The 22843-nt window shown below is 64.4% G+C and carries 25 protein-coding genes; 1 reads left to right on the forward strand and 24 read right to left on the reverse strand.

From position 1 onward, the window contains the following. Positions 1-48: 48 nt before the first annotated feature. The 22 genes from FFS35_RS06815 to FFS35_RS06920 form a co-directional block, all read right to left on the reverse strand. Positions 49-831 (reverse strand): type III pantothenate kinase, encoded by a 783-nt coding sequence (locus FFS35_RS06815; protein ID WP_137786379.1) that lies wholly within the window; start codon positions 829-831, stop codon positions 49-51. An 11-nt stretch (positions 832-842) separates the two neighbouring features. After that, positions 843-1538 carry a biotin--[acetyl-CoA-carboxylase] ligase gene (locus FFS35_RS06820; RefSeq protein ID WP_137786380.1) on the reverse strand — a complete coding sequence of 232 codons (696 nt, stop codon included), beginning with the start codon at positions 1536-1538 and terminating at the stop codon, positions 843-845. A 5-nt stretch (positions 1539-1543) separates the two neighbouring features. After that, positions 1544-3004 (reverse strand): NADH-quinone oxidoreductase subunit NuoN, encoded by a 1461-nt coding sequence (gene nuoN / locus FFS35_RS06825; protein ID WP_137786381.1) that lies wholly within the window; start codon positions 3002-3004, stop codon positions 1544-1546. Further along, on the reverse strand, positions 3004-4545 hold the full coding sequence (locus tag FFS35_RS06830; protein ID WP_137786382.1) for an NADH-quinone oxidoreductase subunit M: 1542 nt from the start codon (positions 4543-4545) through the stop codon (positions 3004-3006). The genes nuoN and FFS35_RS06830 overlap by 1 nt, the downstream gene beginning before the upstream one ends. 10 nt (positions 4546-4555) lie before the next feature. Continuing rightward, positions 4556-6589 (reverse strand): NADH-quinone oxidoreductase subunit L, encoded by a 2034-nt coding sequence (nuoL, locus tag FFS35_RS06835; RefSeq protein ID WP_137786383.1) that lies wholly within the window; start codon positions 6587-6589, stop codon positions 4556-4558. Positions 6590-6592: 3 nt separating this feature from the next. Continuing rightward, complete coding sequence (gene nuoK, locus FFS35_RS06840; protein ID WP_137786492.1) at positions 6593-6895, reverse strand: NADH-quinone oxidoreductase subunit NuoK; 303 nt, start codon at positions 6893-6895, stop codon at positions 6593-6595. 8 nt (positions 6896-6903) lie between these two features. Then, positions 6904-7518, reverse strand: a complete 615-nt coding sequence (locus FFS35_RS06845; RefSeq protein WP_137786384.1) for an NADH-quinone oxidoreductase subunit J — start codon at positions 7516-7518, stop codon at positions 6904-6906. A 48-nt stretch (positions 7519-7566) separates the two neighbouring features. Then, positions 7567-8052: an NADH-quinone oxidoreductase subunit NuoI gene (nuoI, locus tag FFS35_RS06850; protein ID WP_137786385.1), complete on the reverse strand. Its 486-nt coding sequence runs from the start codon at positions 8050-8052 to the stop codon at positions 7567-7569. 2 nt (positions 8053-8054) lie between these two features. Next, positions 8055-9131 (reverse strand): NADH-quinone oxidoreductase subunit NuoH, encoded by a 1077-nt coding sequence (gene nuoH, locus FFS35_RS06855; protein ID WP_137786386.1) that lies wholly within the window; start codon positions 9129-9131, stop codon positions 8055-8057. After that, positions 9128-11128: an NADH-quinone oxidoreductase subunit NuoG gene (gene nuoG / locus FFS35_RS06860; RefSeq protein ID WP_137786387.1), complete on the reverse strand. Its 2001-nt coding sequence runs from the start codon at positions 11126-11128 to the stop codon at positions 9128-9130. Before nuoG ends, nuoH begins: the two co-directional genes overlap by 4 nt. Next, entirely contained in the window at positions 11128-12447 is a 1320-nt protein-coding gene (gene nuoF / locus FFS35_RS06865; protein ID WP_137786388.1) for an NADH-quinone oxidoreductase subunit NuoF, read from the reverse strand. Before nuoF ends, nuoG begins: the two co-directional genes overlap by 1 nt. Continuing rightward, a complete protein-coding gene (locus tag FFS35_RS06870) occupies positions 12444-13124 on the reverse strand; it encodes an NAD(P)H-dependent oxidoreductase subunit E (protein WP_137786389.1) in 681 nt (226 codons plus the stop codon). The genes nuoF and FFS35_RS06870 overlap by 4 nt, the downstream gene beginning before the upstream one ends. After that, positions 13124-14338: an NADH-quinone oxidoreductase subunit D gene (locus FFS35_RS06875; protein WP_137786493.1), complete on the reverse strand. Its 1215-nt coding sequence runs from the start codon at positions 14336-14338 to the stop codon at positions 13124-13126. The genes FFS35_RS06870 and FFS35_RS06875 overlap by 1 nt, the downstream gene beginning before the upstream one ends. A 35-nt stretch (positions 14339-14373) precedes the next feature. Then, entirely contained in the window at positions 14374-15174 is an 801-nt protein-coding gene (locus FFS35_RS06880) for an NADH-quinone oxidoreductase subunit C (RefSeq protein ID WP_137786390.1), read from the reverse strand. Beyond that, positions 15171-15728 carry an NADH-quinone oxidoreductase subunit B gene (locus FFS35_RS06885; protein WP_137786391.1) on the reverse strand — a complete coding sequence of 186 codons (558 nt, stop codon included), beginning with the start codon at positions 15726-15728 and terminating at the stop codon, positions 15171-15173. Before FFS35_RS06885 ends, FFS35_RS06880 begins: the two co-directional genes overlap by 4 nt. Next, positions 15725-16099, reverse strand: a complete 375-nt coding sequence (locus FFS35_RS06890) for an NADH-quinone oxidoreductase subunit A (RefSeq protein WP_137786392.1) — start codon at positions 16097-16099, stop codon at positions 15725-15727. The genes FFS35_RS06885 and FFS35_RS06890 overlap by 4 nt, the downstream gene beginning before the upstream one ends. Positions 16100-16255: 156 nt before the next feature. Then, a complete protein-coding gene (locus FFS35_RS06895; protein ID WP_137786393.1) occupies positions 16256-17068 on the reverse strand; it encodes an inositol monophosphatase family protein in 813 nt (270 codons plus the stop codon). Between the two features lie 46 nt (positions 17069-17114). Then, on the reverse strand, positions 17115-17678 hold the full coding sequence (gene efp / locus FFS35_RS06900; protein WP_137786394.1) for an elongation factor P: 564 nt from the start codon (positions 17676-17678) through the stop codon (positions 17115-17117). Positions 17679-17775: 97 nt separating this feature from the next. Then, the gene (gene thiE / locus FFS35_RS06905) at positions 17776-18462 is read right to left on the reverse strand and encodes a thiamine phosphate synthase (RefSeq protein ID WP_137786395.1); all 687 of its coding nucleotides are present in this window, start codon (positions 18460-18462) and stop codon (positions 17776-17778) included. Positions 18463-18586: 124 nt separating this feature from the next. After that, a complete protein-coding gene (locus FFS35_RS06910; RefSeq protein WP_137786396.1) occupies positions 18587-19249 on the reverse strand; it encodes a DsbA family oxidoreductase in 663 nt (220 codons plus the stop codon). Further along, positions 19246-19692: a DUF488 domain-containing protein gene (locus tag FFS35_RS06915; protein WP_137786397.1), complete on the reverse strand. Its 447-nt coding sequence runs from the start codon at positions 19690-19692 to the stop codon at positions 19246-19248. The genes FFS35_RS06910 and FFS35_RS06915 overlap by 4 nt, the downstream gene beginning before the upstream one ends. Continuing rightward, positions 19664-20293 (reverse strand): lysoplasmalogenase family protein, encoded by a 630-nt coding sequence (locus FFS35_RS06920; RefSeq protein WP_137786398.1) that lies wholly within the window; start codon positions 20291-20293, stop codon positions 19664-19666. The genes FFS35_RS06915 and FFS35_RS06920 overlap by 29 nt, the downstream gene beginning before the upstream one ends. Before the next feature lie 74 nt (positions 20294-20367). Here FFS35_RS06920 and trmFO point away from each other — a divergent pair, with 74 nt between their 5' ends. After that, the gene (gene trmFO / locus FFS35_RS06925; RefSeq protein ID WP_137786399.1) at positions 20368-21675 is read left to right on the forward strand and encodes a methylenetetrahydrofolate--tRNA-(uracil(54)-C(5))-methyltransferase (FADH(2)-oxidizing) TrmFO; all 1308 of its coding nucleotides are present in this window, start codon (positions 20368-20370) and stop codon (positions 21673-21675) included. Here the strand turns inward: trmFO and FFS35_RS06930 are convergent. Both FFS35_RS06930 and FFS35_RS06935 read right to left on the reverse strand, forming a co-directional pair. Continuing rightward, complete coding sequence (locus FFS35_RS06930; protein ID WP_137786494.1) at positions 21672-22130, reverse strand: EF-hand domain-containing protein; 459 nt, start codon at positions 22128-22130, stop codon at positions 21672-21674. The two genes, trmFO and FFS35_RS06930, sit on opposite strands and share 4 nt — an antisense overlap. 68 nt (positions 22131-22198) lie before the next feature. Further along, complete coding sequence (locus tag FFS35_RS06935; protein WP_137786400.1) at positions 22199-22843, reverse strand: hypothetical protein; 645 nt, start codon at positions 22841-22843, stop codon at positions 22199-22201.

Genomic DNA, 22843 nt, shown 5'->3' on the forward strand with positions numbered 1-22843 from the left:
ATGCAGCTGGTCGGGCCGGGCGCGCCGGCTTTCATAGGGGCGCATCGTTCACTGATTATGGGCGCGTTCCCACATGATCGCCAGCCCCTGAATGGTGAGATCCGGCTCGATCGCATCAAACGCTTCGGTATGCTGTTCGAACAGGGTGGCGAGCCCCCCCGTGGCGATCACCTTCACGGGCCGCCCCACCTCCGCCTTCATCCGCGCCACGAGCCCCTCGATCATCGAGATGTAGCCCCAATAGATGCCGATGTTCATCTGATCGACTGTATTGCGACCGATCACACCGACATCGTCGCGCGGCGCCTCGATCGCGATGCGGGGCAACTTGGCGGCGGCGTTGAACAGGGCGTCCAGCGACAGGTTGATGCCCGGCGCGATTATTCCGCCCTTGTACGCGCCGGTATAGTCCGAATAGTCGAAAGTAGTAGCGGTACCGAAATCGATGACGATCAGGTCACCCTGATGCAATGCATGGGCCGCGATCGTATTCACCGCGCGATCCGCACCCAGCGACTGGGGTTCGTCAACGTCGATCGCGATACCCCATTCTACCGGGGGACGGCCGGCGATCATCGCCTCACGCCCGAAATACTTTGTCGACAGCACCTGAAGGTTATGAAGCGCGCGCGGAACCACAGTGGAGATGATGACCGCGTCGATCACCTTGCGGTCATAACCCTCAAGCATCAGCAACTGATTGAGCCATACAGCATATTCGTCTGCCGTTCGGCGGGCATCGGTGGCGATCCGCCAGCGAGCTCTGATCGCGCGATCCTCGACCAGGGCGAACACGACATTGGTGTTCCCGGCATCGATCGCGAGCAGCATCCTCTTTCCTTTCAAACCAGAAACACGTCGCCGGCGTGGATGACACGGGTCGAGCCATCCGCCAAGCGCAGGACGAGCGCGCCGTCGCTTGCCATGGTCTCGAACGTGCCATCCATGGCAGAACCATCTGCCAGCCGCGCGATCAGCGGCGTGCCGGTCGCGTGCGCGCGTTCCAGCCACCGCGTGACAACCGGCGCCAGCCCCTGCGCGCGCCAGATGCCGAGCCACGCGGCAAACATCCCCGTCAGACGCTCCAGCAGTGCCATCGGCGTGATCGCCACCCCCTCTGCCGCAAGACTGGTGGCGGCGCGGTCGGCAAGATCGGGATGGTGCGCGACATTCACACCGATCCCCACCACCACATTATCGCCCATCCGCTCCAGCAGAATACCGGAAAGCTTCGCACCGGAAACGAGCAGGTCGTTCGGCCATTTTAGCATGGTGACACGTGGCGCAAGCCGCGCAATCACCTCTTCCAGTGCCACGGCCGCGACCAAAGCCAGCGAGGCGGCCGCAGGATCGCCGGGGCGAAGCCTGACCAGCGAGGACGCGTAAAGATTGCCAACCGGGGATTCCCATGACCGCCCCTGACGCCCGCGGCCGGCGAGTTGCCGCTCTGCACGAAGCCAAAGGCCCTCCTCAGCCCCGTTCGCGGCGAGATCGAGGAGGTCGGTGTTGGTGGACCCCGTTTCAGAAACGGTAATGATATGCGTCAGAACAGCGCCTTCGCCGCCGCCGTCGTCCAGCCGCCGAGTAGCGGGATGGCGAGATACCCGAGCGGCGATACCAGCGCGGCCGTTAGCGCGATTAGCCCGCCCTCCAATCTGTCGCCGGGGCCGAACTCACCGACGGGCTCGTCGAAATACATCGTCTTGACGACGCGCAGATAATAATAAGCGCCGATCACGCTCATCGCGATGCCGACCACAGCCAACGGGAACAGGCCAGCGGCCACCGCCGCGTAGAATACCGCGAACTTCGCGTAGAAGCCGAATAGCGGCGGAATGCCCGCCAGGCTAAACATGAACACGGCGAGCGCAAACGCGAGGCCAGGCCGTGTTCGTGACAGACCAGCCAGCGATGCGATCGTCTCGACCGGCTGGCCGTCCGCATCCCGCATCTGGAGCACGACGAGGAAGGAGCCGAGCGTCATGACGATATAGATCGCCATGTAGGTAAGCACGGCGGAAACGCCTTCGGGCGTACCGGCGGCCAGGCCGACAAGCGCGAAACCGACGTTGTTGATCGAGGAGTACGCCAGCAGCCGCTTGATGTTCTTCTGTCCGATCGCCGCTACCGCCCCGAGCAGGATCGAGAGAAGCGCGGCGACGATCACGATCTGGCGCCACTGCGTATCCGCGGGGCCCATCGCCTCCACCGCAACGCGCACGGCAAGGCTCATGCCGGCCACTTTCGGTGCGGAGGCGAAGAAAGCCGTAACCGGCGTTGGCGCGCCCTCATACACGTCGGGCGTCCACATGTGGAACGGCACCGCGGATATCTTGAAGGCCAGACCCGAGAATACAAATACCAACCCGAACAGCAGCCCCAATGACTTGCCGCTGCCGGTGAGCGGCGCAGCCGCATATGCGCCCGCAATCTCATCGAACAGGGTCGATCCGGTGAAGCCGTAGACCAGGCTGATGCCATACAATAGAATGCCGCTCGCCAGCGCGCCGAGCACGAAATACTTGAGCCCAGCTTCGGCCGATCGTGCATCGCGCCGCATGAAACTGGCCAGAACATAAGCCGCCAGGCTCTGCAATTCGAGGCCGACGTACAGGGTAAGCATATCCGCGGCGGATACCATGATACCCATCCCGACCGCCGAAAGCAGGATCAGCACCGGATATTCTGGCCGCAAGTCGTCCCCGACCGTCCTCTGGAAGAAGCCCGGCGCAAGCAGGATCGCGACAGCGGCCGCCACGTAGATCAGCGCCTTGGAGAAGGCCGCGAAAGCATCAGCGCGATACATGCCGTCGAACGCGCTGCCCCCCGCCGAGGCGGGCCCGACCAGCGCAATGCCCGCGCCTGCGAGCACCGCCACCGCGGTCCACGAGATCGCGCGCGTCGCGTTCGGACCTGTCCAGGCGGCGACCATCATCAGCGCGAGGGCGCCCAGCGACAGCACCACCTCCGGCAATGTCATCGAGAGTTGAGCGGCGTAATTCATCAGTGCGCCTCCCCACGCGCGGCGGATTCGGCATGAGCGGCGGGAATTGCAACCTTCCCCCTGGTCGGCAGTGAGTCACCGGCGGGCCTAGCACGATCGATCCGCGCAAGCAGGGCCTGCGTGTCCTTGCGCATCGGCGCGAGGAAGCTTTCCGGATAGACGCCCATCCACATCACCACCGCCGCTATTGGCGCCAGCAACCACAGCTCGCGCTTCGACAGATCCGGCATGGCGCGCACATCATCAGACTTGATCTCGCCAAACACTACGCGGCGATAGAGATAGAGCATGTAGGCAGCGCCCAGAATGATGCCGGTGGTGCAGAGCAGCGTGATCGTGGTGGATACCTGATAGGTGCCCATAAGGCTGAGCAACTCGCCGACGAAGTTCGAAGTGCCCGGCAAACCGATCGACGCCATGGTGAACAGCAGGAACAGTACCGCATACCGCGGCATGTTGATCGCAAGCCCACCGTAGCGGGAGATCTCTCGCGTATGCAGCCGATCGTAGATCACGCCGACGCAGAGGAAGAGCGCGCCGGAAACCAGGCCGTGGCCCAGCATCACCATCATGGCGCCTTCGATGCCCTGCGCGTTGAACGCGAACAGACCGATCGTGACGATCGCCATATGCGCCACCGACGAATAGGCGATCAGCTTCTTCATGTCCGACTGCACCAGCGCCACCAGGCTCGTGTAGATCACCGCCACCGCGGACAATCCGAAAACAAGCCAGACGAGCTGCGCCGATGCCTCCGGAAACATCGGCAGGGAGAAACGCAAAAAGCCGTATCCGCCGAGCTTCAATAGCACACCGGCCAGGATCACCGACCCGGCGGTGGGCGCCTGAACGTGCGCATCGGGCAACCAGGTGTGAACGGGCCACATCGGCATTTTCACCGCAAAGGATGCGAAGAAGGCCAGCCACAACCAGGTCTGTATATGCGGCGGGAAATCATATGCCATCAGCGCCGGGATCGAAGTCGTGCCCGCGGTGATGCTCATGTAGAGCATCGCGATGAACATCACGACCGAGCCAAGCAGCGTATACAGAAAGAACTTGTACGACGCGTAGATCCGGTTCGCGCCCCCCCAGATCCCGATGATCAGATACATCGGGATCAGGCCCGCCTCGAAGAAGATGTAGAACAGGAACAGATCCTGCGCCGCGAAAGTGCCGATCATCAGCACTTCGGTGAACAGGAACAGGCTCATATATTCCGGGACGCGCTTTTCGATCGCCTCCCACGACGCTCCGATGCAGATCGGCATCAGAAAAACCGAAAGTTCGATCAGCAGCAGCGCGAAGCCGTCGATACCAAGCGACCAGCCAAACCGGCCGAACACCTGCGCATGCTCGACAAACTGCCACTGCGCCCCACCGACATCAAAGTTCAGCCAAAGCAGCACGCCCAGTGCGAGATTGACGAGCGTTGCCCCCAGCGCAAGCAGACGCGCCTGCGGTGCGGACAGGAACAGGCACGCGACCGCCGCCAGCGCGGGCACCAGCAGCATAACGGAGAGGATTGGAAAGCCGTTCATCTGCCCCACCTCAACCCGCAACGACCCAGGTGACCGCGGCGGTAAGCCCGATCAGCATGACGAACGCATAAGTATACAAATACCCTGTCTGAACACGGGAGGCGACGCGACTTCCTATCTGAACCACCCATGCCGAGCCATTCGGCCCGAAGCGATCGATCGTTCCCTCATCGCCCTTGTGCCACAGCAGGCGGCCGATGGCGAAAGCGGGGCGGACGAAAAGCAGATTGTACAGCTCGTCGAAATACCATTTGTGATAGATGAAATCGTACAGCACCTCGAACGTGGCGGTGAAGCGCGCCGGGATGTCCGTGCGGACGATGTACGCCAGGAGCGCGCCCGAGAAGCCGAGCAGCATCACAACCGTGGCCGCCAGCTTCACCCAGATTGGCACGCCATGCATCGCGTGCATCAGATGCTCGTTGAACGCGATCGCGCCGCGCCAGAAATGCTCGCCAGCCGTCGGCTCGATGAACCAGCCGTGGAACACGAAGCCCGCCGCCACCGCGCCCATCGACAGCACGATCAGCGGGATAAGCATGTTGAGGGGGCTTTCATGCGGGTGATAGCCGGCCGTGCCGTCGCCGTCGCTGTGGACATGCGCATCGTGGTGGGCATGATTGTGGCCATGCCCGTGCCCGTGCGCATCATGCACCGCGTGCTGGATATGCTCCGACTGCGCCCAGCGCGGCTTGCCCCAGAAGGTCAGGAACATCAGCCGCCACGAATAGAAACTGGTCAGCAGCGCCGCGAAGATTCCAGTCCAGAATGCACCCGGCTGGCCGGCCGCCCAGGCAGCTTCAAGGATACCGTCCTTGGAATGATAGCCGGCGAACCCGCCTACGCCGTAGATACCGACCCCGGTTATCGCCAGCGTACCCAGCAGCATCGCCAAGAAAGTAACCGGAATGTGCCTGCGCAGCCCACCGTAATAGCGCATGTCCTGCTCATGGTGCATCGCGTGGATCACCGAGCCAGCGCCGAGGAACAGCAGCGCCTTGAAGAAAGCATGCGTGAACAGGTGAAACATCGCCGCACCGTAGGCGCCGACGCCAGCCGCGAAGAACATGTAGCCGAGCTGAGAGCAGGTCGAGTAAGCGATGACGCGCTTGATGTCGGTCTGCGTCGTGCCGATCGTCGCAGCGAAGATACAGGTCGCGGCTCCAACAGCGGTGACCACATGCAGCGCAGTCTGCGACGTTTCGAACATCGGCGACAGGCGGCAAACCATGAACACGCCCGCCGTCACCATCGTTGCGGCATGGATCAGCGCGGAGACCGGCGTCGGGCCTTCCATCGCGTCCGGCAGCCAGGTGTGCAGGCCGAGCTGCGCCGACTTGCCCATCGCACCAACGAACAGCAACAGGCAGAGCACTGTCATCGTATCGAAGCGGTGCCCCAGAAAGCCGATCGTCGAACCGGCCATGCCAGGCGCGGCGTGGAGAATTTCCGGGATCGAGACGGTGTTGAACACCAGATAGGTGCCAAAGATACCGAGCATGAAACCCAGATCGCCCACCCTGTTCACGACAAACGCCTTGATCGCCGCGGCATTGGCGCTGGGCTTCTTGAACCAGAAGCCGATAAGCAGGTAGCTGGCGAGACCTACGCCTTCCCAGCCGAAGAACATCTGGATCAGATTGTCCGCGGTCACGAGCATGAGCATCGCGAAGGTGAACAGCGAGAGATAAGCGAAAAAGCGCGGCTGATCCGGGTCATCCGCCATATAGCCCCAGCTATACAGGTGGACGAGTGCCGACACGGTTGTGATGACGACCAGCATCACCGCCGTCAGCGCGTCCACGCGCAGCGCCCAGCTCGCATCGAACGAACCGGAAGTAATGAAGTGCAACACCGGGGTGACGCTCGCGCTCAGGCCGCCGGTCATGAAGCCGATGAAAATCGGCCAAGACAAAGCGCACGAGGCAAAAAGCGCGCCCGTCGTCAGCGATTTGGCGACGGTGTTGCCGAGCGCACGGTTGCCCAGCCCGGCAATCGCCGCCGCCAGCAGCGGCAGGAAAACGATGAAGAGGATCGAAGTCACGCTTTATCCCTTCATCCGGCTGGGATCATCGACCGAGATCGACCCGCGGCCGCGGAAGAAGATGACGAGGATCGCCAGACCGATCGCGGCTTCGCCAGCAGCGACGGTCAGCACGAACATCGCGAACACCTGCCCGACAAGATCGTGCAACGCTGCAGAAAAAGCCACGAGATTGATGTTCACCGCGAGCAGTATCAGCTCGATCGCCATCAGGATGACGATGATGTTCTTGCGGTTGAGAAAAATGCCCAGCACGCCCATCGTGAAAAGGATAGCCGCCACGACAAGATAGTGGATGAGGCCGATAGAGCCGCTCACAATTGCACCCCCCGCCCCACGTCGGGCCGAACATTACGCGTCGCTTCGTCTGGCCGTCGCGCGATCTGGCGCGCGACATTCTGCACCCTCACGCCCTTGCGCTCGCGATGGGTCAGCACGATCGCACCGATCATCGCTACCAACAGCACCAGGCCGGCGCCCTCGAACACGAACAGATAGCGCGTGTACAGCAGATTGCCGATTGCCTGGATGTTGGGGATCGTCGATCCCTCCACCGGCGCAGCGCGGCGTGCGAGATCGATCCCCCCGGCGCTCCACGCGCCGATGCCGATCAGTATCTCGCAAACCAGCGCCACCGCGAGCGCCAGCCCGATCGCCGCATAACGGACGAACCCGGCGCGCAGCTCGGTGAAATCGATATCGAGCATCATCACGACGAACAGGAACAGCACCGCGACCGCGCCGACATAGACGATGACGAGCAGCATCGCGATAAACTCGGCGCCGACCAGCACCATCAGCCCCGCCGCGTTGAAGAACGCGAGGATCAGCCAGAGCACCGAATGGACCGGGTTGCGCGACGAGATCGTCATCGCGCCCGAAAGCAGCACGACGATCGCAAAAAGATAGAAGGCGAAGGCCTGTATCACCGGCCGTTCTCCGTCAGAATCATGAAAGCCCCCGAATGCACTGCGCGCCTACCTGTATGCCGCATCGGCGGCAAGATTGGCCGCGATCGCGCGCTCCCAACGGTCACCGTTGTCGAGCAGCTTGGCCTTGTCGTAGATCAGTTCCTCGCGCGTCTCGGTCGCGAACTCATAGTTCGGCCCCTCGACGATCGCGTCGACCGGGCACGCCTCCTGGCAGAGGCCGCAATAGATGCACTTCGTCATATCGATGTCGTAGCGCGTGGTGCGGCGGCTGCCGTCGTCGCGCGGCTCGGCCTCGATGGTGATCGCCTGCGCGGGGCAGACCGCCTCGCACAATTTGCACGCGATGCAACGCTCCTCGCCGTTCGGATAGCGGCGCAGCGCATGTTCGCCACGGAAGCGCGGGGAAACCGGATTGCGCTCGAACGGATAGTTGATCGTGGCCTTCGCCTTGAAAAAATACCTCAAGGTCAAGGCGTGCGCCTTCACGAACTCCCAGAGCGTGAAGGCCTTGATCGTCGACGCGATACCCATCGTCAAAACCCTACCCGCTGCCACATCAGGACACCGGAAACGAGGAACACCCAGAACAGCGAAACCGGCAGGAAAACCTTCCAGCCCAGCCGCATCAGCTGGTCGTAGCGATAGCGCGGAACCGTCGCCTTCACCCAGCTGAACACGAAGAAGAAGAACAGGATCTTGGCGAACAACCAGATGATCCCCGGCACGGCATATAGCGGCGCCCAATCCAGCGGCGGCAGATACCCGCCCCAGAACAGGGTGGCGTTCAGCGTGCACATCAGGATCACGTTGGCATATTCACCGAGCCAATAGAGCGCGAAGCTCATCGACGAATATTCGGTCTGATAGCCTGCGACCAGTTCGCTTTCCGCCTCGGTCAGATCGAACGGCGCGCGCTGCGTCTCCGCCAGCGAGGAGATGAGGAACATCACCGCCATCGGGAACAGCAAGGGATTGAGGAAGAAGCCGTTGATCGGCGTCCCCAATACGCCTCGCTGCGCCTCAACGATGCCGGTCAGGTTGAACGTACCCGCCCACATCACGATCGAGATCAGGATAAAGCCGATTGCGACTTCGTAGCTAACCATCTGCGCCGCCGCGCGGATCGCCGAGAAGAACGGATATTTCGAGTTGGACGACCAGCCGGCCAGGATGATGCCGTATACCCCCAGCGACGACGCTGCGAGCACATAGAGCAATCCGACATTGATATCGGCCAGCACCACGCCAACCTGAAACGGCACCACCGCCCACACGATCAGCGCCACCGTGAACGTGATGATCGGCGCCAGAATGAATAGGCCGCGATTGGCCGCCGCCGGAACGATCGTTTCCTGAAGGAAGACTTTCAACCCGTCCGCGAACGACTGGAGCAGACCGAACGGCCCCACCACGTTCGGGCCACGCCGCAGCGCCATCGCCGCCCAGATCTTGCGATCGGCGTAGATGATCATCGCCACGGCCAACATCAGCGGAAGCGCGATGACGAGAATTCCGATGATGGTCGCGAGAAACCATGCCCACTCGTAGCTCATCGCCACGTGCAATGCCGGGATTCCGAGAAAATTGAAGTTCTGGAAAAACTCGGTCACTCCGCCGCCTCCGCGAAGGTCTCGCCATGCACAAGCTCGGCCGAGCAGCGCTGCATCGTCGGTGACGCCCGGCAGATGGCGTTGGTGAGGTAGAAATCCTTTATCGGATAACCGGCCAGCACGCCTTCCGCCTGTGCCGTCAGCGCGGGCGGGTTCCACGGGAATGTCACCAGGCCAGTGTTCGCCAGATCGGGGCAGTCCACGGCCATCGCCGCCCGAAGTTCTTCCAGCGTGTCAAACGGCAGTGTCTTGCCGAGCTTCTCGGAAAGAGCGCGCAGGATCGTCCAATCCTCACGCGCATCGCCGGGCGGAAACACCGCACGCTCGCCGCGCTGCACGCGACCTTCGAGGTTAACCCAAGTACCCGACTTCTCGGCGTAGCTTGCGCCCGGCAGCACGACATCCGCATGATGCGCACCGGCGTCACCATGGTGACCGATATAGACCTTGAACCCCCCGAACCTGCCGAAGTCGCACTCATCCGCACCGAGGAAGAAGGAGAGCTTCGCGCCATAAAGGTCGGAGATTCCGCCCTTCTGCGCATAACCAAGCATCAGCCCGCCCATCCGGCTGGCTGCCATATGGACGACGTTGAAACCATTCCAGCCATCCTTGATGAGACCAAGCGGCTCGATCAACGCCAGCGCGGCGCCATGCGCGCCCTTCATCGCGCCGCCGCCAACGATTACCATCGGCCGAGCGGCCTTCGCGAACGTCTGGGTCAGTGTTTCGGGCAACTTGCCCAGCACACCCAGATCATCTCCCAGCCATTCGACCTTGTAGGTAAGGTCGGTTTCAGGCCCGACCGCAAACACCTTCGCGCCTTTCTTGATCGCCTTGCGAACACGGGTGTTCACGAGGCTGGCTTCCCAGCGCAGGTTGGTGCCGACCAGCAGGATCGCGTCCGCCGTCTCGACTCCCGCGATCGTGCTGTTGAAATTCACCGCCGCGAGGCTGGACGTATCGTAGTCCATTCCCGTTTGTCGGCCTTCGAGCAGCGACGAACCCAACGACTTCGCCAGCGCCTTGGCCGCGAACATCGTCTCGCAATCGATCAGATCGCCGGCAACGATCGCTATGCTGTCGCCTGCTTCCTTCGTCACGTCTGCGATTGCCGCGAACGCCTGGTCCCAGCTCGCCTCCACGAGCTTGCCGTCGCGCCGCACGAACGGGCGATCGAGCCGGCGACGCACAAGCCCATCGACCGCATGGCGCGTCTTGTCGGTCGCCCACTCCTCGTTCACGTCCTCGTTGATACGCGGCACGCAGCGCAGCACCTGCCGGCCACGGCTGTCGAGGCGGACGTTGGTGCCGACCGCATCCATGACGTCGATGGTAAGCGTCTTCCTCAGTTCCCAAGGGCGCGCCTCGAACGCGTAGGGCTTCGAGGTGAGCGCGCCGACAGGGCACAGATCGACCACATTGCCGGAAAGCTCGCTGGTGACAGCCTCCTCCAGATAGGAGGTGATCTGCATGTTTTCGCCGCGGTAAAGCGCGCCGATTTCCTCGACGCCGGCCACTTCCTCCGCAAAACGGATGCAGCGTGTGCACTGGATACAACGGGTCATCACCGTCTTGACGATCGGCCCCATGTATTTCTCAGTAACCGCGCGCTTGTTTTCATGAAAGCGCGAGGATCCACGGCCATAAGCGATCGATTGATCCTGCAGATCGCACTCGCCGCCCTGATCGCAGATCGGGCAATCGAGCGGGTGGTTGATAAGCAGAAATTCCATCACGCCCTCGCGGGCGTTCTTCACCATCGGCGTGTTGGTGAAAATTTCCTGATTGTCCGCCGCCGGCAGCGCGCAAGAGGCCTGCGGCTTGGGCGGCCCGGGCTTCACCTCGACCAGGCACATGCGACAATTGCCCGCGATCGAGAGCCGTTCATGATAGCAGAAGCGCGGGATCTCCTTGCCGGCAAGCTCACACGCCTGCAGCACGGTGGCGCCCTGCGGCACCTCGATCTCTACGCCGTCGACTTTGACCTTGGGCATTATTCGGCAGCTTCCTGCATGCGGACGGCATCGCCGCCCTTACGCTCGTTGATGCGACGTTCCAGTTCGGGGCGGAAATGGCGGATAAGACCTTGGATCGGCCACGCGGCAGCATCGCCCAGCGCGCAGATCGTGTGGCCCTCCACCTGCTTGGTCACTTGCTGAAGCATGTCGATTTCGCCGATGTCGGCATCGCCGGTGCGCAGGCGCTCCATCACGCGCCACATCCAGCCGGTCCCTTCACGGCACGGCGTGCACTGGCCGCAGCTTTCATGCTTGTAGAAATACGAAAGCCGGCTGATCGCGCGAATCACGTCGGTGGATTTGTCCATGACGATGATAGCGGCGGTGCCGAGGCCGGAGCCGACCGCTTTCAGCCCATCGAAATCCATCGGGCAGTCCATGATCTCCTTCGCCGGCACCAACGGCACCGAGGAGCCGCCGGGGATCACCGCGAGAAGATTATCCCACCCGCCGCGGATGCCGCCGCAATGCTTCTCGATCAGTTCGCGGAAGGAGACGCTCATCGCCTCCTCCACCACGCATGGCTTTTCGACATGGCCGCTGATCTGGAAGAGCTTGGTGCCCTTGTTGTTCTCGTTTCCGAAACTGGAGAACCATTCCGCCCCGCGTCGCAGGATCGTCGGCGCGACCGCGATGCTCTCCACGTTATTCACCGTTGTGGGGCAGCCATAAAGGCCCGCGCCGGCCGGGAACGGCGGCTTCAGGCGAGGCTGGCCCTTCTTGCCCTCCAGGCTTTCCAGCATCGCGGTTTCCTCACCGCAGATATAGGCGCCTGCACCGCGATGGACGAACACGTCGAAATCATAGCCGGAGCCGGCCGCGTTCTTGCCGATCAGCCCGGCGTCATAAGCCTCTGCCACGGCGGCGAACAGCGTCTCAGCCTCGCGGATATATTCGCCGCGGATGTAGATATAGGCCGCCCGCGCGCGCATCGCGAAGCCAGCGACCAATGCGCCCTCGATCAGCTTGTGCGGATCGTGGCGGATGATTTCGCGATCCTTGCACGAGCCAGGCTCGGATTCGTCGGCGTTGATGACGAGGAAACTCGGGCGATCGGCGCGCGGCTCCTTTGGCATGAACGACCATTTCATGCCCGTGGGGAAGCCCGCCCCGCCGCGCCCGCGCAGGCCGGACGCCTTGATGACGTCGATGATCTTGTCCTGCCCGAGGTCGAGCAGCGCCTTGGTATTGTCCCAATCCCCACGCACCCGCGCGGCATCGAGCCGCCACGACTGATAGCCGTAGAGATTGGTGAAGATGCGATCCTTGTCGGTCAGCGAGGTGATCGCGCTCATGCGGCATTCCCCCACTCGGGCCGGTAATCGTGGTTCTCGCTCACCATCGCGGTCAGCGTGGTCGGGCCGCCCAGCGGCTCCACGGTATGGCGGCCCGGCTCCTGCGTTCCGGTCTTTGGCTGTTCGCCACGCTCCAGCGCCTCGAGAATGGCGATCGTGCGATCGTAATCCAGATCTTCGTAATTGTCGTCATTGACCTGCACCATCGGGGCGGACGAGCAATTGCCCATGCATTCCACCTCGGTTAGCGTGAACAGGCCATCGGGCGTGGTCTTGCCCTTGATGAGCCCCTTGTTCTTGCAAGCCGCAAACACATCGTCCGAGCCACGCAACATGCAGGGCGTAGTGCCGCACACCTGCACATGGAACCGGCCAACCGGCGCCAGGTTGAACATCGTGTAGAAGCTGGCGACCTCCAGCACGCGCATGTAAGGCACGCCGATCTCGCGCGCGACGAACTCGATCACCGGGATCGGCAGCCACCCTTGCGTATCAGTCTCCGCGCCGACCTGTCGCTGAGCGAGATCGAGCAGCGGGATCGAGCCGGATTGTTCGCGCCCCTTGGGGTAGCGCGCGAGGATCTCGTCCCGCTTCTTCGCATTCTCCTCGGTCCAGGCGAACGCGCCCCAGCGCGCGCGGACCTCTGCCTCATCTGGAATTTCTGGTGCGTCAGCCATTAACGATCACATTCACCAAAGACGATATCCATCGCGCCGAGAATGGCGGTCGTATCCGCAAGCATGTGGCCCTTGCACATCATGTCCATCGCCTGGAGATGGCTGAACGCGGTCGGGCGGATCTTGCAGCGATAGGGTTTGTTCGATCCGTCGGAAACGAGATATACGCCGAACTCGCCCTTCGGGCTTTCGGTCGCGACATACACTTCGCCGGCGGGGACGTGATAGCCCTCGGTATAGAGCTTGAAGTGGTGGATGAGCGCTTCCATCGAGCTTTTCATCTCGGCGCGCTTCGGCGGCACCACTTTGCGATCCAAACTCGCGACCGGCCCGTCCGGCATATCGTTGAGGCACTGCCGCATGATCCGCGCGGACTGGCGCACTTCCTCAACACGGACCATGAACCGGTCATAGCAATCGCCGCGCGTGCCGACCGGCACCTCGAAATCCATCTTCGCATAGGCATCGTAGGGCTGCGACTTGCGCAGATCCCACGGGATGCCGGAGCCCCGGATCATCGGGCCGGAGAAGCCCCATTTGATCGCATCGTCACGGCTGACCGTCGCGATATCGACGTTGCGCTGCTTGAAGATGCGATTGTCCGCGACGAGGCTGATCGCATCCTCGAACAGGCGCGGCAGGCGCGTGTCGAGCCAGTCCGCGATGTCGGTCAGCAGCTTGAGCGGCACATCCTGATGGACGCCGCCGGGCCGGAAATAGTTCGAGTGCATCCGGGCGCCGGACGCTCGCTCGAAGAAGTTCAGGCAATCCTCGCGGATTTCGAACAGCCACAGGTTCGGCGTCATCGCGCCGACGTCCATCACATGCGAACCCAGGTTCAGCATATGGTTAGAGATGCGGGTCAGTTCGGCGAAGAAGGTCCGCAGATACTGCGCGCGGGCCGGCACCTCCAGATCGAGCAGCTTTTCTACCGCGAGCACGAAGCTGTGCTCCATGCCCAGCGGGGAGCAATAATCGAGCCGGTCGAAATAAGGCAGCGCCTGGGCGTAAGTCTTGTATTCGATCAGCTTTTCCGTGCCGCGATGGAGCAGACCGATATGCGGATCGACACGTTCGACGATCTCGCCGTCCAGTTCCATGACAAGACGCAGCACGCCGTGCGCCGCCGGATGCTGTGGGCCGAAGTTGATCGTGTAATTCTGGATCGCGACATCGCCCGCGTCGGGGTGCGCGGCATCCGTTTCGTGCAGCATCTTTTCGAGCGCGGGATCGGTCGTCAGGGTGTCGGTCACTTCTCCGCTCCCTTGTCTTCGGCCGCATTCGGATGCGGCTTGCCTGCCCCCGTTTCGGCGGGCGACTGGGTGGATTTCGGCGTGGCCGCCGGTTGCGCCTTGCCGGATTCGGCGGCGTCAGCCTTGGCGATCTGGTCGGCATTCAGCGCCGTGGGCGCGCCCTTGGCTTCTGGCAGCCTGCCCTTCTCGTCGCCCGGCAGCACATATTCCGCGCCCTCCCATGGGCTCATGAAATCGAACGTCCGGAAATCCTGCGCCAGTTGAACGGGCTCATAGACGACGCGCTTCGCCTCTTCGGAATATCGCAGCTCGACGAAGCCCGAGAGCGGAAAATCCTTGCGCTGGGGATGGCCACGGAAACCATAGTCGGTAAGGATGCGGCGCAGATCGCGATTCCCCGCGAACAGCACACCGTACATGTCGTACACTTCCCGCTCGAGCCAGCCGGCGACCGGCCAGATGTCGGTGACCGACGGCACAGGCGCGTCTTCGGTCGCTGAAACATGTATTTGGATGCGGTGATTGCGCGTCAGCGAGAGCAGGCAGTAGACGACTTCGAACCGCTCCTCACGGTCCGGAAAATCAACCCCGGCGATTTCCATGAGCTGCTGATATTCTAGCCCCGTCGTGTCGCGCAGCGCGATCATTGCGTCGACAAGCCCCTCGCGTGTCACGAAAAGCGAAACCTCGCCCACCGCGTCGCGCGCATCGAGCAGCGCGGAACCGAGCGCCGCCCGCGCCGCATCAATCGTCGCGCCGTTCAGATCGGCCGCAAATGCCGGCGCCGGCGCCCTCATCGCTCGATGCTCCCGCTGCGGCGGATCTTCCGCTGGAGCTGCATGATGCCATAGAGCAGCGCTTCAGCGGTCGGCGGGCAGCCGGGGACATATATGTCCACCGGCACGATCCTGTCGCAGCCGCGGACTACGCTGTAGCTGTAGTGATAATAGCCGCCGCCGTTGGCGCAGCTGCCCATCGAGATGACGTATTTCGGCTCCGACATCTGATCGTAGACCTTGCGGAGCGCCGGCGCCATCTTGTTGCAGAGCGTGCCCGCCACGATCATCACGTCCGACTGGCGCGGCGACGCGCGCGGCGCGGCGCCGAACCGCTCCAGATCGTAACGCGGCATGTTGACATGGATCATCTCGACCGCGCAGCACGCGAGGCCGAACGTCATCCACCACAGGCTGCCGGTCCGCGCCCACTGGAACAGCTCCTCCGTCGAGGTGACGAGAAACCCCTTGTCGGTGAGTTCGCCGTTCAGGCCATCGAAGAACCCCTGATCGGGCGGCACGACGGCCTGCCCGCTGGGATCACGCAGCAGTTCGACCGGGCTGGAGATGCTCATTCCCAATCCAACGCCCCCTTCTTCCAGGCATAGGCAAGGCCGAGCGCAAGCTCGCCAATGAAGATCATCATGCTGATCCACGCCGTCCAGCCGAGCGAGAACACGCTCACCGCCCACGGATAGAGGAACGCGGCCTCCAGATCGAAGATGATGAACAGGATCGCGACGAGATAGAAACGCACGTCGAACTGCGCGCGCGAATCCTCAAACGCAGGAAAGCCGCACTCATATTCCGAAAGCTTTTCGGGCGTCGGATTATGCGCGCCCGTCAGGCGTGCGACGATCATCGGCAGGAACACGAACGCGCTGGAAAGCACGAGCGCGACGCCGAGAAACAGAAGGATCGGCAGATATTGTGACAGGTCGACCACGGGCATCTCGCATGTGCGAAAACTAATGGAGGCGCTTTAGGCGGATGGGTTCGCCCCGGCAAGCGCCGCAGCGGTGAGAATGAATCGCAACTACACGGTTTTCCCGCGATTTCCGCCACATGCTCCGCGCACGGAACGAAAAATTCGCGACCGATCCTAGCGCAGCGCGCCGGCAACCAGCTTGTGCAGCTTCGAATGAAGCGCATCATTGGCGGCAAGATATTCGTTGCGTTCGATCGGGCGATCACCCCCGCGGAAATCCGTGACGAAGCCGCCCGCTTCCTTCACCAGCAACATCCCGGCGGCGACATCCCAGATATTGAGATCACTTTCCCAATAAGCGTCGAACCGCCCGGCCGCCACCCAGGCAAGATCCAGCGCGGCCGAGCCGAGCCGGCGGATGCCGGCCACCTGCGGCGCGACCGCGCCGAAGATGCGCGTCCACTGGACGAAATCGCCATGCCCCATGAACGGGATGCCGGTGGCGACCAGCGCGTCGGACAGATCCCGCCGCGCCGAAACGCGCAGCCGCTCGGACTGCACCCAGGCGCCGCGCCCCTTCTCCGCCCAGAAGCTCTCATCGGTCAGCGGCTGATAGACGAGCGCCGTCGTCACCTCCCGCTTGCCATTCGGCATCGGCTCCTCGACCGCGATCGAGATGGCGAAATGCGGGATGCCGTGGAGAAAGTTAGAGGTGCCGTCGAGCGGATCGACGATGAAGCGCGGCTTGTTCGGATCGCCGGCGATCTCGCCGCGCTCCTCCATCACGAAGCCCCAGTCGGGCCGCGCCTTGGACAGCTCCTCATAAATGGTCTGCTCGGCACGCTGATCGGCCATCGAGACGAAGTCGGCCGGCCCTTTGCGGCTCACCTGAAGCTGCTGCACCTCGTTGAAATCGCGGCGCAGGCGCGGCGCGGCCTTGCGCGCGGCGCGCTCGACCACAGTGAACAGACCGGAATGGGATGGCATTGTAACTTACTCCCCCCTCCCGCCGGCGGGAGGGGCAAACTTCAAATCAGTCGGCGCGGCGGACGTAGGTCTGCTCGTACACGTCGACCACGATGCGGGTGCCGCTGGCGATATGCGGCGGCACCATGATGCGCACGCCATTGTCGAGGATCGCGGGCTTGTAGCTGGACGAGGCGGTCTGCCCCTTCACCACCGCATCGGCCTCGACGATCGTCGCCTCGATCGTATCGGGCAATTGCACGCTGATCGGCTCTTCGTCGTAAAGCTCCATCACCACGTCCATCCCGTCCTGCAGGAAGGCGGCGGCATCGCCGAGCAGATCACGCGGCAGCGTCACCTGATCGTAGGTGTCCTTGTCCATGAAGACGAGCCCGTCGCCCTCGGCGAACAGGAACTGGAAATCCTTGGTATCGAGCCGCACGCGCTCGACCGTCTCGGCGGAGCGGAAGCGGACGTTGTTCTTGCGCCCGTCGCGCAGGTTTTTCAGCTCCACCTGCATATAGGCGCCGCCCTTGCCGGGCTGGGTGTGCTGAATCTTCACGGCGCGCCAGATGCCGCCTTCATATTCGATGATATTGCCGGGACGGATGTCCACGCCGCTGATCTTCATGGATCTTGACCTGTTTGAAAGAGCGCGAGGAGCCGTTGCCGGCTCCGATGCCGCGCGATCTAGCGTGACAAGCGTCGTCCGGCAAGACGGCGGAAGGTCAGGCCGCGCCCAGCACCCCGGCGAACGCGCGCACCGCCGCCGCCTCGTCTCCGCCCCATATGGCGTTGCTGACCGCCACGAAGTCAGCGCCCGCCGCCACCAGCGGCGCCGCGTTCGCCGGGGTGATCCCGCCGATCGCGACGCATGGCAGCTCGAACAGGGCGGACCACCAGGAGAGGATCACCGGCTCCGGGTGATGCCGGACCTCCTTGGTATTCGTGGGATAGAAGGCGCCGAACGCCACATAATCGGCCCCCGCCTCGCCCGCCTCCATCGCGAGATGGCGACTGTCGTGGCAGGTCACGCCGATCTGCGCATTCGGGCCAAGTGCCGTGCGCGCCTCACGCGGATCGCCATCGTCCTGCCCGAGATGCACCCCGTCCGCGCCCAGCCGCCTGGCGAGGCTGATCGAATCGTTGACGATGAACGCCACCTCCCGATCCGCGCAGATGCGCTGAAGCGGCTCGGCCAGCTTCGCCGCCTGATGCTGGTCCACGTCCTTCACGCGGAACTGGAAGGCCGCCACCGGCCCGGCATCTAGCGCGCGCGCCAGCCGGTCGCCGAACCCGCCCGACACATCGGGCGGCGAGATGAGGTAAAGCTGGCATGGCGGCCGGCGCAGATCGCGCACGAACGCGGCGGCGAAATCGGGGTCGAGCGGGCCGAGCGGGTCTTCTTCGTCCATGCGCACGCCCTAGGGTCAGCGCGGCGCGGCTGCAACCACGCGGCGCATCGGCCCGCACCGCGCGCGGCTTCCAGCTGACCGGGGCCGAACGTCCCGAGCGCGATCGGGACAATCCCGCAGCTCCTCAGCCAACCGGCGTCGGCTGCTCCGCCGCGATGCGACGAATGGCGCGCTCATAGGCGGCGGGCTCCTGCGCGCCCTGGATGACATAGCGTTTGTCGACGATGATCGTCGGCACCGAGGTGATGCCGTTGTCGCGCCACTCATCCTCGGCGATGCGCACCTCGGCGGCATAGGTGCCGCTTTCGATCACCCCGCGCGCGGCGCCCGCGTCCAGCCCCGCCGTGCGCGCCGCATCCATCAGTACCGACGGGTCGCCCGGATCACGGCCCTCGGTGAAATACGCGCGGAACAGCAGGTGCGCGACCGCCAACCCGTGGCCCTCGCGCTGCGCATGCTCGATCAGGCGATGCGCGTCGAACGTGTTGTAGATACGCGCGCCCGGCCGCCGGACCATCTCGAACCCCAGCGCGGCGGCCATCGAGCGGATACGCTCCCGCACCTCGCCGCCACCGTCCGCGCGCGGGCCATATTTCTCGCGCAGATGCTCGCCGATATCCTGGCCGCCCGGCGGCATGTGCGGGTTCAGCTCGAACGGCTGGAGACGGATCACCGGCGCCACGACGTCGCCGGTCGCGTCGAGCGCGCGCTCCAGCCCCAGCAGCCCGATCACGCACCACGGGCAGACCACGTCGGAGATCACGTCGAAGGTCATCGTGCGGGTCATTGCATCACTCCGGGAACGAGGTGGACCACGGCGAAATCCCTTCCCTCGGCAGCGAGGAGCAAGGTGCGGTGGCAATGGCATGGATCGCGTTCAAAGCACAGCAGTGCGGACGGCGCTTCCCGAATCAGCGCGCGCATCTGCGCCGCGGCGGCTTGCGCTTCGGGCAGGGCGAGCTGGCCTTCATAGACCTCGCGCAGTGTTTCCACGTCACCCCTCTTCGCCGCATCGCGGCCGCGCTTGGGCGTGCCCAGCGCCTTCAGATGCACATAGCCGATCCCGACGCCCGCCAGTTCGGCGCTCAGCGGGGATTTCGAGAAACCGGGCCGGCGGGACAGCGGCAGCGCGCGCACGTCGATAACCCGCCGCACGCCGGCGCCTTGCAGGGCGGCGAGGAATTCGGCCATGGTCGTGGCCTCATAGCCGATGGTGAACGCGGTGGTCATGTCGATCACCCGTCAAGGTCGTGACGACGCCCCAGGCGATCAATGCCTGCCCGGCGAAATAGGTCGGCCAGACCAGCAGATGCGGCAGCATGCTGTGCGCCAGCACGCCCCGCCGCGCAAAGATCAGCAGATCGGACACGACGAACAGCCACGCGCCCAGCGCGACGATGGCGCGAGGGAAACGCGCGCTGCTCGCGCCGCCGGCCATCGCGCCAAGGCCAAGCGCATAGGCCACGACGCCCGGATCGGGCAGGATCATCGACGCCGCGCCCGCCACCGCGATTCCGCCCGCGAGGATCGCAAGCCACGGCGCACCGTTGCGGCGATAGAGAACGACTGCGATCAGATGCCCCGCGAGGAAGGCGAGCGCGCCCGTCTCCAGCCCCGCGACCTCCAGCAGCACGTCCCCCGCCGCGCCGAGCGCCATGACCGCGGCGATCAGGCGGCCGTCGGGGCCGGCGGCCCGGCGCGCTGCCCATAAGGCGAGCAGGGCGACGCCCGCCCCCTTCCACGCCACGATCGCCGGCCCGCTCCATCCCATGAGCACCGGCACCATGAAGCTGACACCGGCGACCAGCGCCGCGGCGAATCCTCTCCCCATAGCGATGTTGTAACGCGCAGCGACCGAAGCGCCAGCGGCTGGCGATCCGAGCCGTGCGGCGCTAACGCGCCCCGATGACCCACGACATTCACATCATCGGCGGCGGCCTCGCCGGATCGGAAGCGGCATGGCAGCTCGCCGAAGCCGGCTTGCGCGTCCGCCTGTCCGAAATGCGCGGCGGCGGCGACATGACCCCGGCGCATCAGGGCGACGCGCTGGCCGAGCTCGTCTGTTCGAACAGCTTCCGTTCCGACGATGCCGAGAGCAACGCGGTGGGGCTGCTGCATCAGGAGATGCGCGCGCTCGGCTCGCTCGTGATGCGTGAGGGCGATGCGCATCGTGTTCCCGCCGGGTCCGCGCTGGCGGTGGACCGCGACGGCTTTTCCGCCGGCGTCACCGCCGCGCTCGAGGCGCATGACAACATCACGATCGTGCGCGAGCGCATCGATACCCTGCCGGACGGACCGGCGATCATCGCCACCGGGCCGCTCACCGCACCGGCACTCGCCGAGGCGATCGGCGCGGAAACGGGCAAGGACGCGCTCGCTTTCTTCGACGCGATCGCGCCGATCGTCCACCGCGACTCGATCGACATGGACGTGGCATGGTTCCAGAGCCGCTGGGACAAGGGCGACGGCAAGGATTACATCAACTGCCCGCTCGACAAGGAGCAGTATGAAGCCTTCGTCGCCGGGCTGATCGCGGGCGAGAAGACGGAATATCGCGGCTGGGAGAACGTCCCCTATTTCGAGGGCTGCATGCCGATCGAGGTGATGGCCGAACGCGGGGCGGAAACGCTGCGCTTCGGCCCGATGAAGCCGGTCGGCCTCGATGATCCGCGCACCGGGCGCTGGCCCTATGCCGTCGTCCAGCTCCGGCAGGACAATGCCAGCGGAACATTGTGGAACATCGTCGGCTTTCAGACCAAGCTGAAGCACGCCGAGCAGGTGCGCCTGTTCCGCACCATCCCGGGCCTGGAACAGGCCGAGTTCGCGCGGCTGGGCGGGCTGCACCGCAACACCTTCCTGCGCTCGCCCGAATTGCTCGATGGCGAGCTGCGGCTGAAATCGCGCCCGAACATCCGCTTCGCCGGGCAGGTGACAGGCTGCGAGGGCTATATCGAGAGCGCGAGCATCGGGCTGCTCGCGGGGCGGTTCGCGGCGGCGGAACTGCGCGGGCGGCCGATCGCCGCGCCGCCGGTTGAAACCGCGCTCGGCGCGCTGCTGCATCACATCACCGGCGCCGCGGTCGCGGAGACCTATCAGCCGATGAACGTCAACTTCGGCCTGTTCCCGCCGATCGAGGGCCGGACCAAAAAAGCCGATCGCAAGCGCCTCTACACCGGGCGCGCCCGCACCGCGCTGGCGGACTGGCTGGCCTAGTCCTCGGGCGGGGCAGCAGGCGCCGCCGCGCACACGCACTTCGGCTTCGGATGGCGTTTGGGCGCGGTGGTGGCGAATTCGGCGCGATCGAGCGCGCCGGACCGATCACGATCCGCGCCGCCGAACCGGGTCGTCGTCTTGATCGCCCATTCGTCGAACGAGAGCTTGCCGTCGCCATTGGTGTCGAGCCTGGCGAAGGCCTTGCGACGCGAGGCGAGATATTCCTCCCGCGTGACCTTGCCGTCGCGATCCTTGTCGTAGCGATCGAAGCGCTTCTGCTCGCGCGTGCGCGCGCTGGCCTCCGGCACATCGGGCAAGGCATCGTCCTGCGGCAATGCCGCCAGCGCAGGCTGCGGCGGCAGCACCGCCTCGCGCGCCGCATCACCATGAAAGAGCACCCAGCCCGCTGCGACCATCAACAACGCCGCCACGCCGCCCACCGCATATCGCCACATATCGAAACCCCCCGGTGCCGGGGATGGTAAAGCCTCGCGCGCCAGACGCAACGGGCGGCGGCCTGCGATCAGCGCCCGGTCAGCCGATGCCACGCAAGCCGGGCGACACGCCTCGCGCCACCTTCGTGGGGCGGCACATCGAGATCGATACGCGCGAGATGCGCCAGCGCGCCAAGCGCACGGCCGCTGGCGCTCCAGTGCTGCGCTGTCGCCTGCGCCAGCAACGGTGCCGCCGCCGCGCGCGCGCGGCGCGCCAGCGCGGGATCGGCGGTGAGCAGCGCGAGATCGGCGAGCGCCCAGCCGCGGCCCGCCGCATCCACCGGGTCGTCGGCATGGATCGCGGCGGCGGCCAGCACGAACAGGCCACCGCGCGCGTGCGCAAACCCGGCGAGCGCGGCATCGTCGGGAGCATCGAGCAACAGCTGCCAGCCATCGACCATCGCCGCCGCCCGCGCGCCGTCCACCGCCGAAAGCGCGCGCAGGATCGGATTCGCGGGTGGCTGCGCCGATCGCAGCGCATCGTGCCACCAGGTGAGCCGCATCTGCGCCACCAGCGGCTCCTTCGTGCCGAGCGCGAGCCGCGCCAGCGTCACGTCCAGCGCGAACAGCGCGTGAAGCGTCTCGCCGCCCGTGCGGGCGTAGCCGAGCGCGAGCGCGCGATCGGGGCGATCGGCGGCAGGGTTAACGCCAAAGATTTCTGTCGCGTTTACCAT

The sequence above is a fragment of the Sphingomonas sp. 3P27F8 genome (assembly GCF_005502745.1).
Lineage (GTDB): Bacteria > Pseudomonadota > Alphaproteobacteria > Sphingomonadales > Sphingomonadaceae > Sphingomonas.

What these genes read in the sequence shown, in the direction of transcription:
- FFS35_RS06885 (WP_137786391.1), bottom strand. Translation starts at nt 15,728, where the DNA reads ATGAGCATCTCCAGCCCGGTCGAACTGCTGCGTGATCCCAGCGGGCAG.
- FFS35_RS06880 (WP_137786390.1), bottom strand. Translation starts at nt 15,174, where the DNA reads ATGAGGGCGCCGGCGCCGGCATTTGCGGCCGATCTGAACGGCGCGACG.
- FFS35_RS06935 (WP_137786400.1), bottom strand. Translation starts at nt 22,843, where the DNA reads ATGGTAAACGCGACAGAAATCTTTGGCGTTAACCCTGCCGCCGATCGC.
- FFS35_RS06830 (WP_137786382.1), bottom strand. Translation starts at nt 4,545, where the DNA reads ATGAACGGCTTTCCAATCCTCTCCGTTATGCTGCTGGTGCCCGCGCTG.
- nuoF (WP_137786388.1), bottom strand. Translation starts at nt 12,447, where the DNA reads ATGAGCGCGATCACCTCGCTGACCGACAAGGATCGCATCTTCACCAAT.
- FFS35_RS06910 (WP_137786396.1), bottom strand. Translation starts at nt 19,249, where the DNA reads ATGACCCGCACGATGACCTTCGACGTGATCTCCGACGTGGTCTGCCCG.
- nuoI (WP_137786385.1), bottom strand. Translation starts at nt 8,052, where the DNA reads ATGGGTATCGCGTCGACGATCAAGGCCTTCACGCTCTGGGAGTTCGTG.
- trmFO (WP_137786399.1), top strand. Translation starts at nt 20,368, where the DNA reads ATGACCCACGACATTCACATCATCGGCGGCGGCCTCGCCGGATCGGAA.
- FFS35_RS06920 (WP_137786398.1), bottom strand. Translation starts at nt 20,293, where the DNA reads ATGGGGAGAGGATTCGCCGCGGCGCTGGTCGCCGGTGTCAGCTTCATG.
- FFS35_RS06915 (WP_137786397.1), bottom strand. Translation starts at nt 19,692, where the DNA reads ATGACCACCGCGTTCACCATCGGCTATGAGGCCACGACCATGGCCGAA.
- thiE (WP_137786395.1), bottom strand. Translation starts at nt 18,462, where the DNA reads ATGGACGAAGAAGACCCGCTCGGCCCGCTCGACCCCGATTTCGCCGCC.
- efp (WP_137786394.1), bottom strand. Translation starts at nt 17,678, where the DNA reads ATGAAGATCAGCGGCGTGGACATCCGTCCCGGCAATATCATCGAATAT.
- FFS35_RS06895 (WP_137786393.1), bottom strand. Translation starts at nt 17,068, where the DNA reads ATGCCATCCCATTCCGGTCTGTTCACTGTGGTCGAGCGCGCCGCGCGC.
- FFS35_RS06815 (WP_137786379.1), bottom strand. Translation starts at nt 831, where the DNA reads ATGCTGCTCGCGATCGATGCCGGGAACACCAATGTCGTGTTCGCCCTG.
- FFS35_RS06930 (WP_137786494.1), bottom strand. Translation starts at nt 22,130, where the DNA reads ATGTGGCGATATGCGGTGGGCGGCGTGGCGGCGTTGTTGATGGTCGCA.
- nuoG (WP_137786387.1), bottom strand. Translation starts at nt 11,128, where the DNA reads ATGCCCAAGGTCAAAGTCGACGGCGTAGAGATCGAGGTGCCGCAGGGC.
- FFS35_RS06870 (WP_137786389.1), bottom strand. Translation starts at nt 13,124, where the DNA reads ATGGCTGACGCACCAGAAATTCCAGATGAGGCAGAGGTCCGCGCGCGC.
- FFS35_RS06875 (WP_137786493.1), bottom strand. Translation starts at nt 14,338, where the DNA reads ATGCTGCACGAAACGGATGCCGCGCACCCCGACGCGGGCGATGTCGCG.
- nuoN (WP_137786381.1), bottom strand. Translation starts at nt 3,004, where the DNA reads ATGAATTACGCCGCTCAACTCTCGATGACATTGCCGGAGGTGGTGCTG.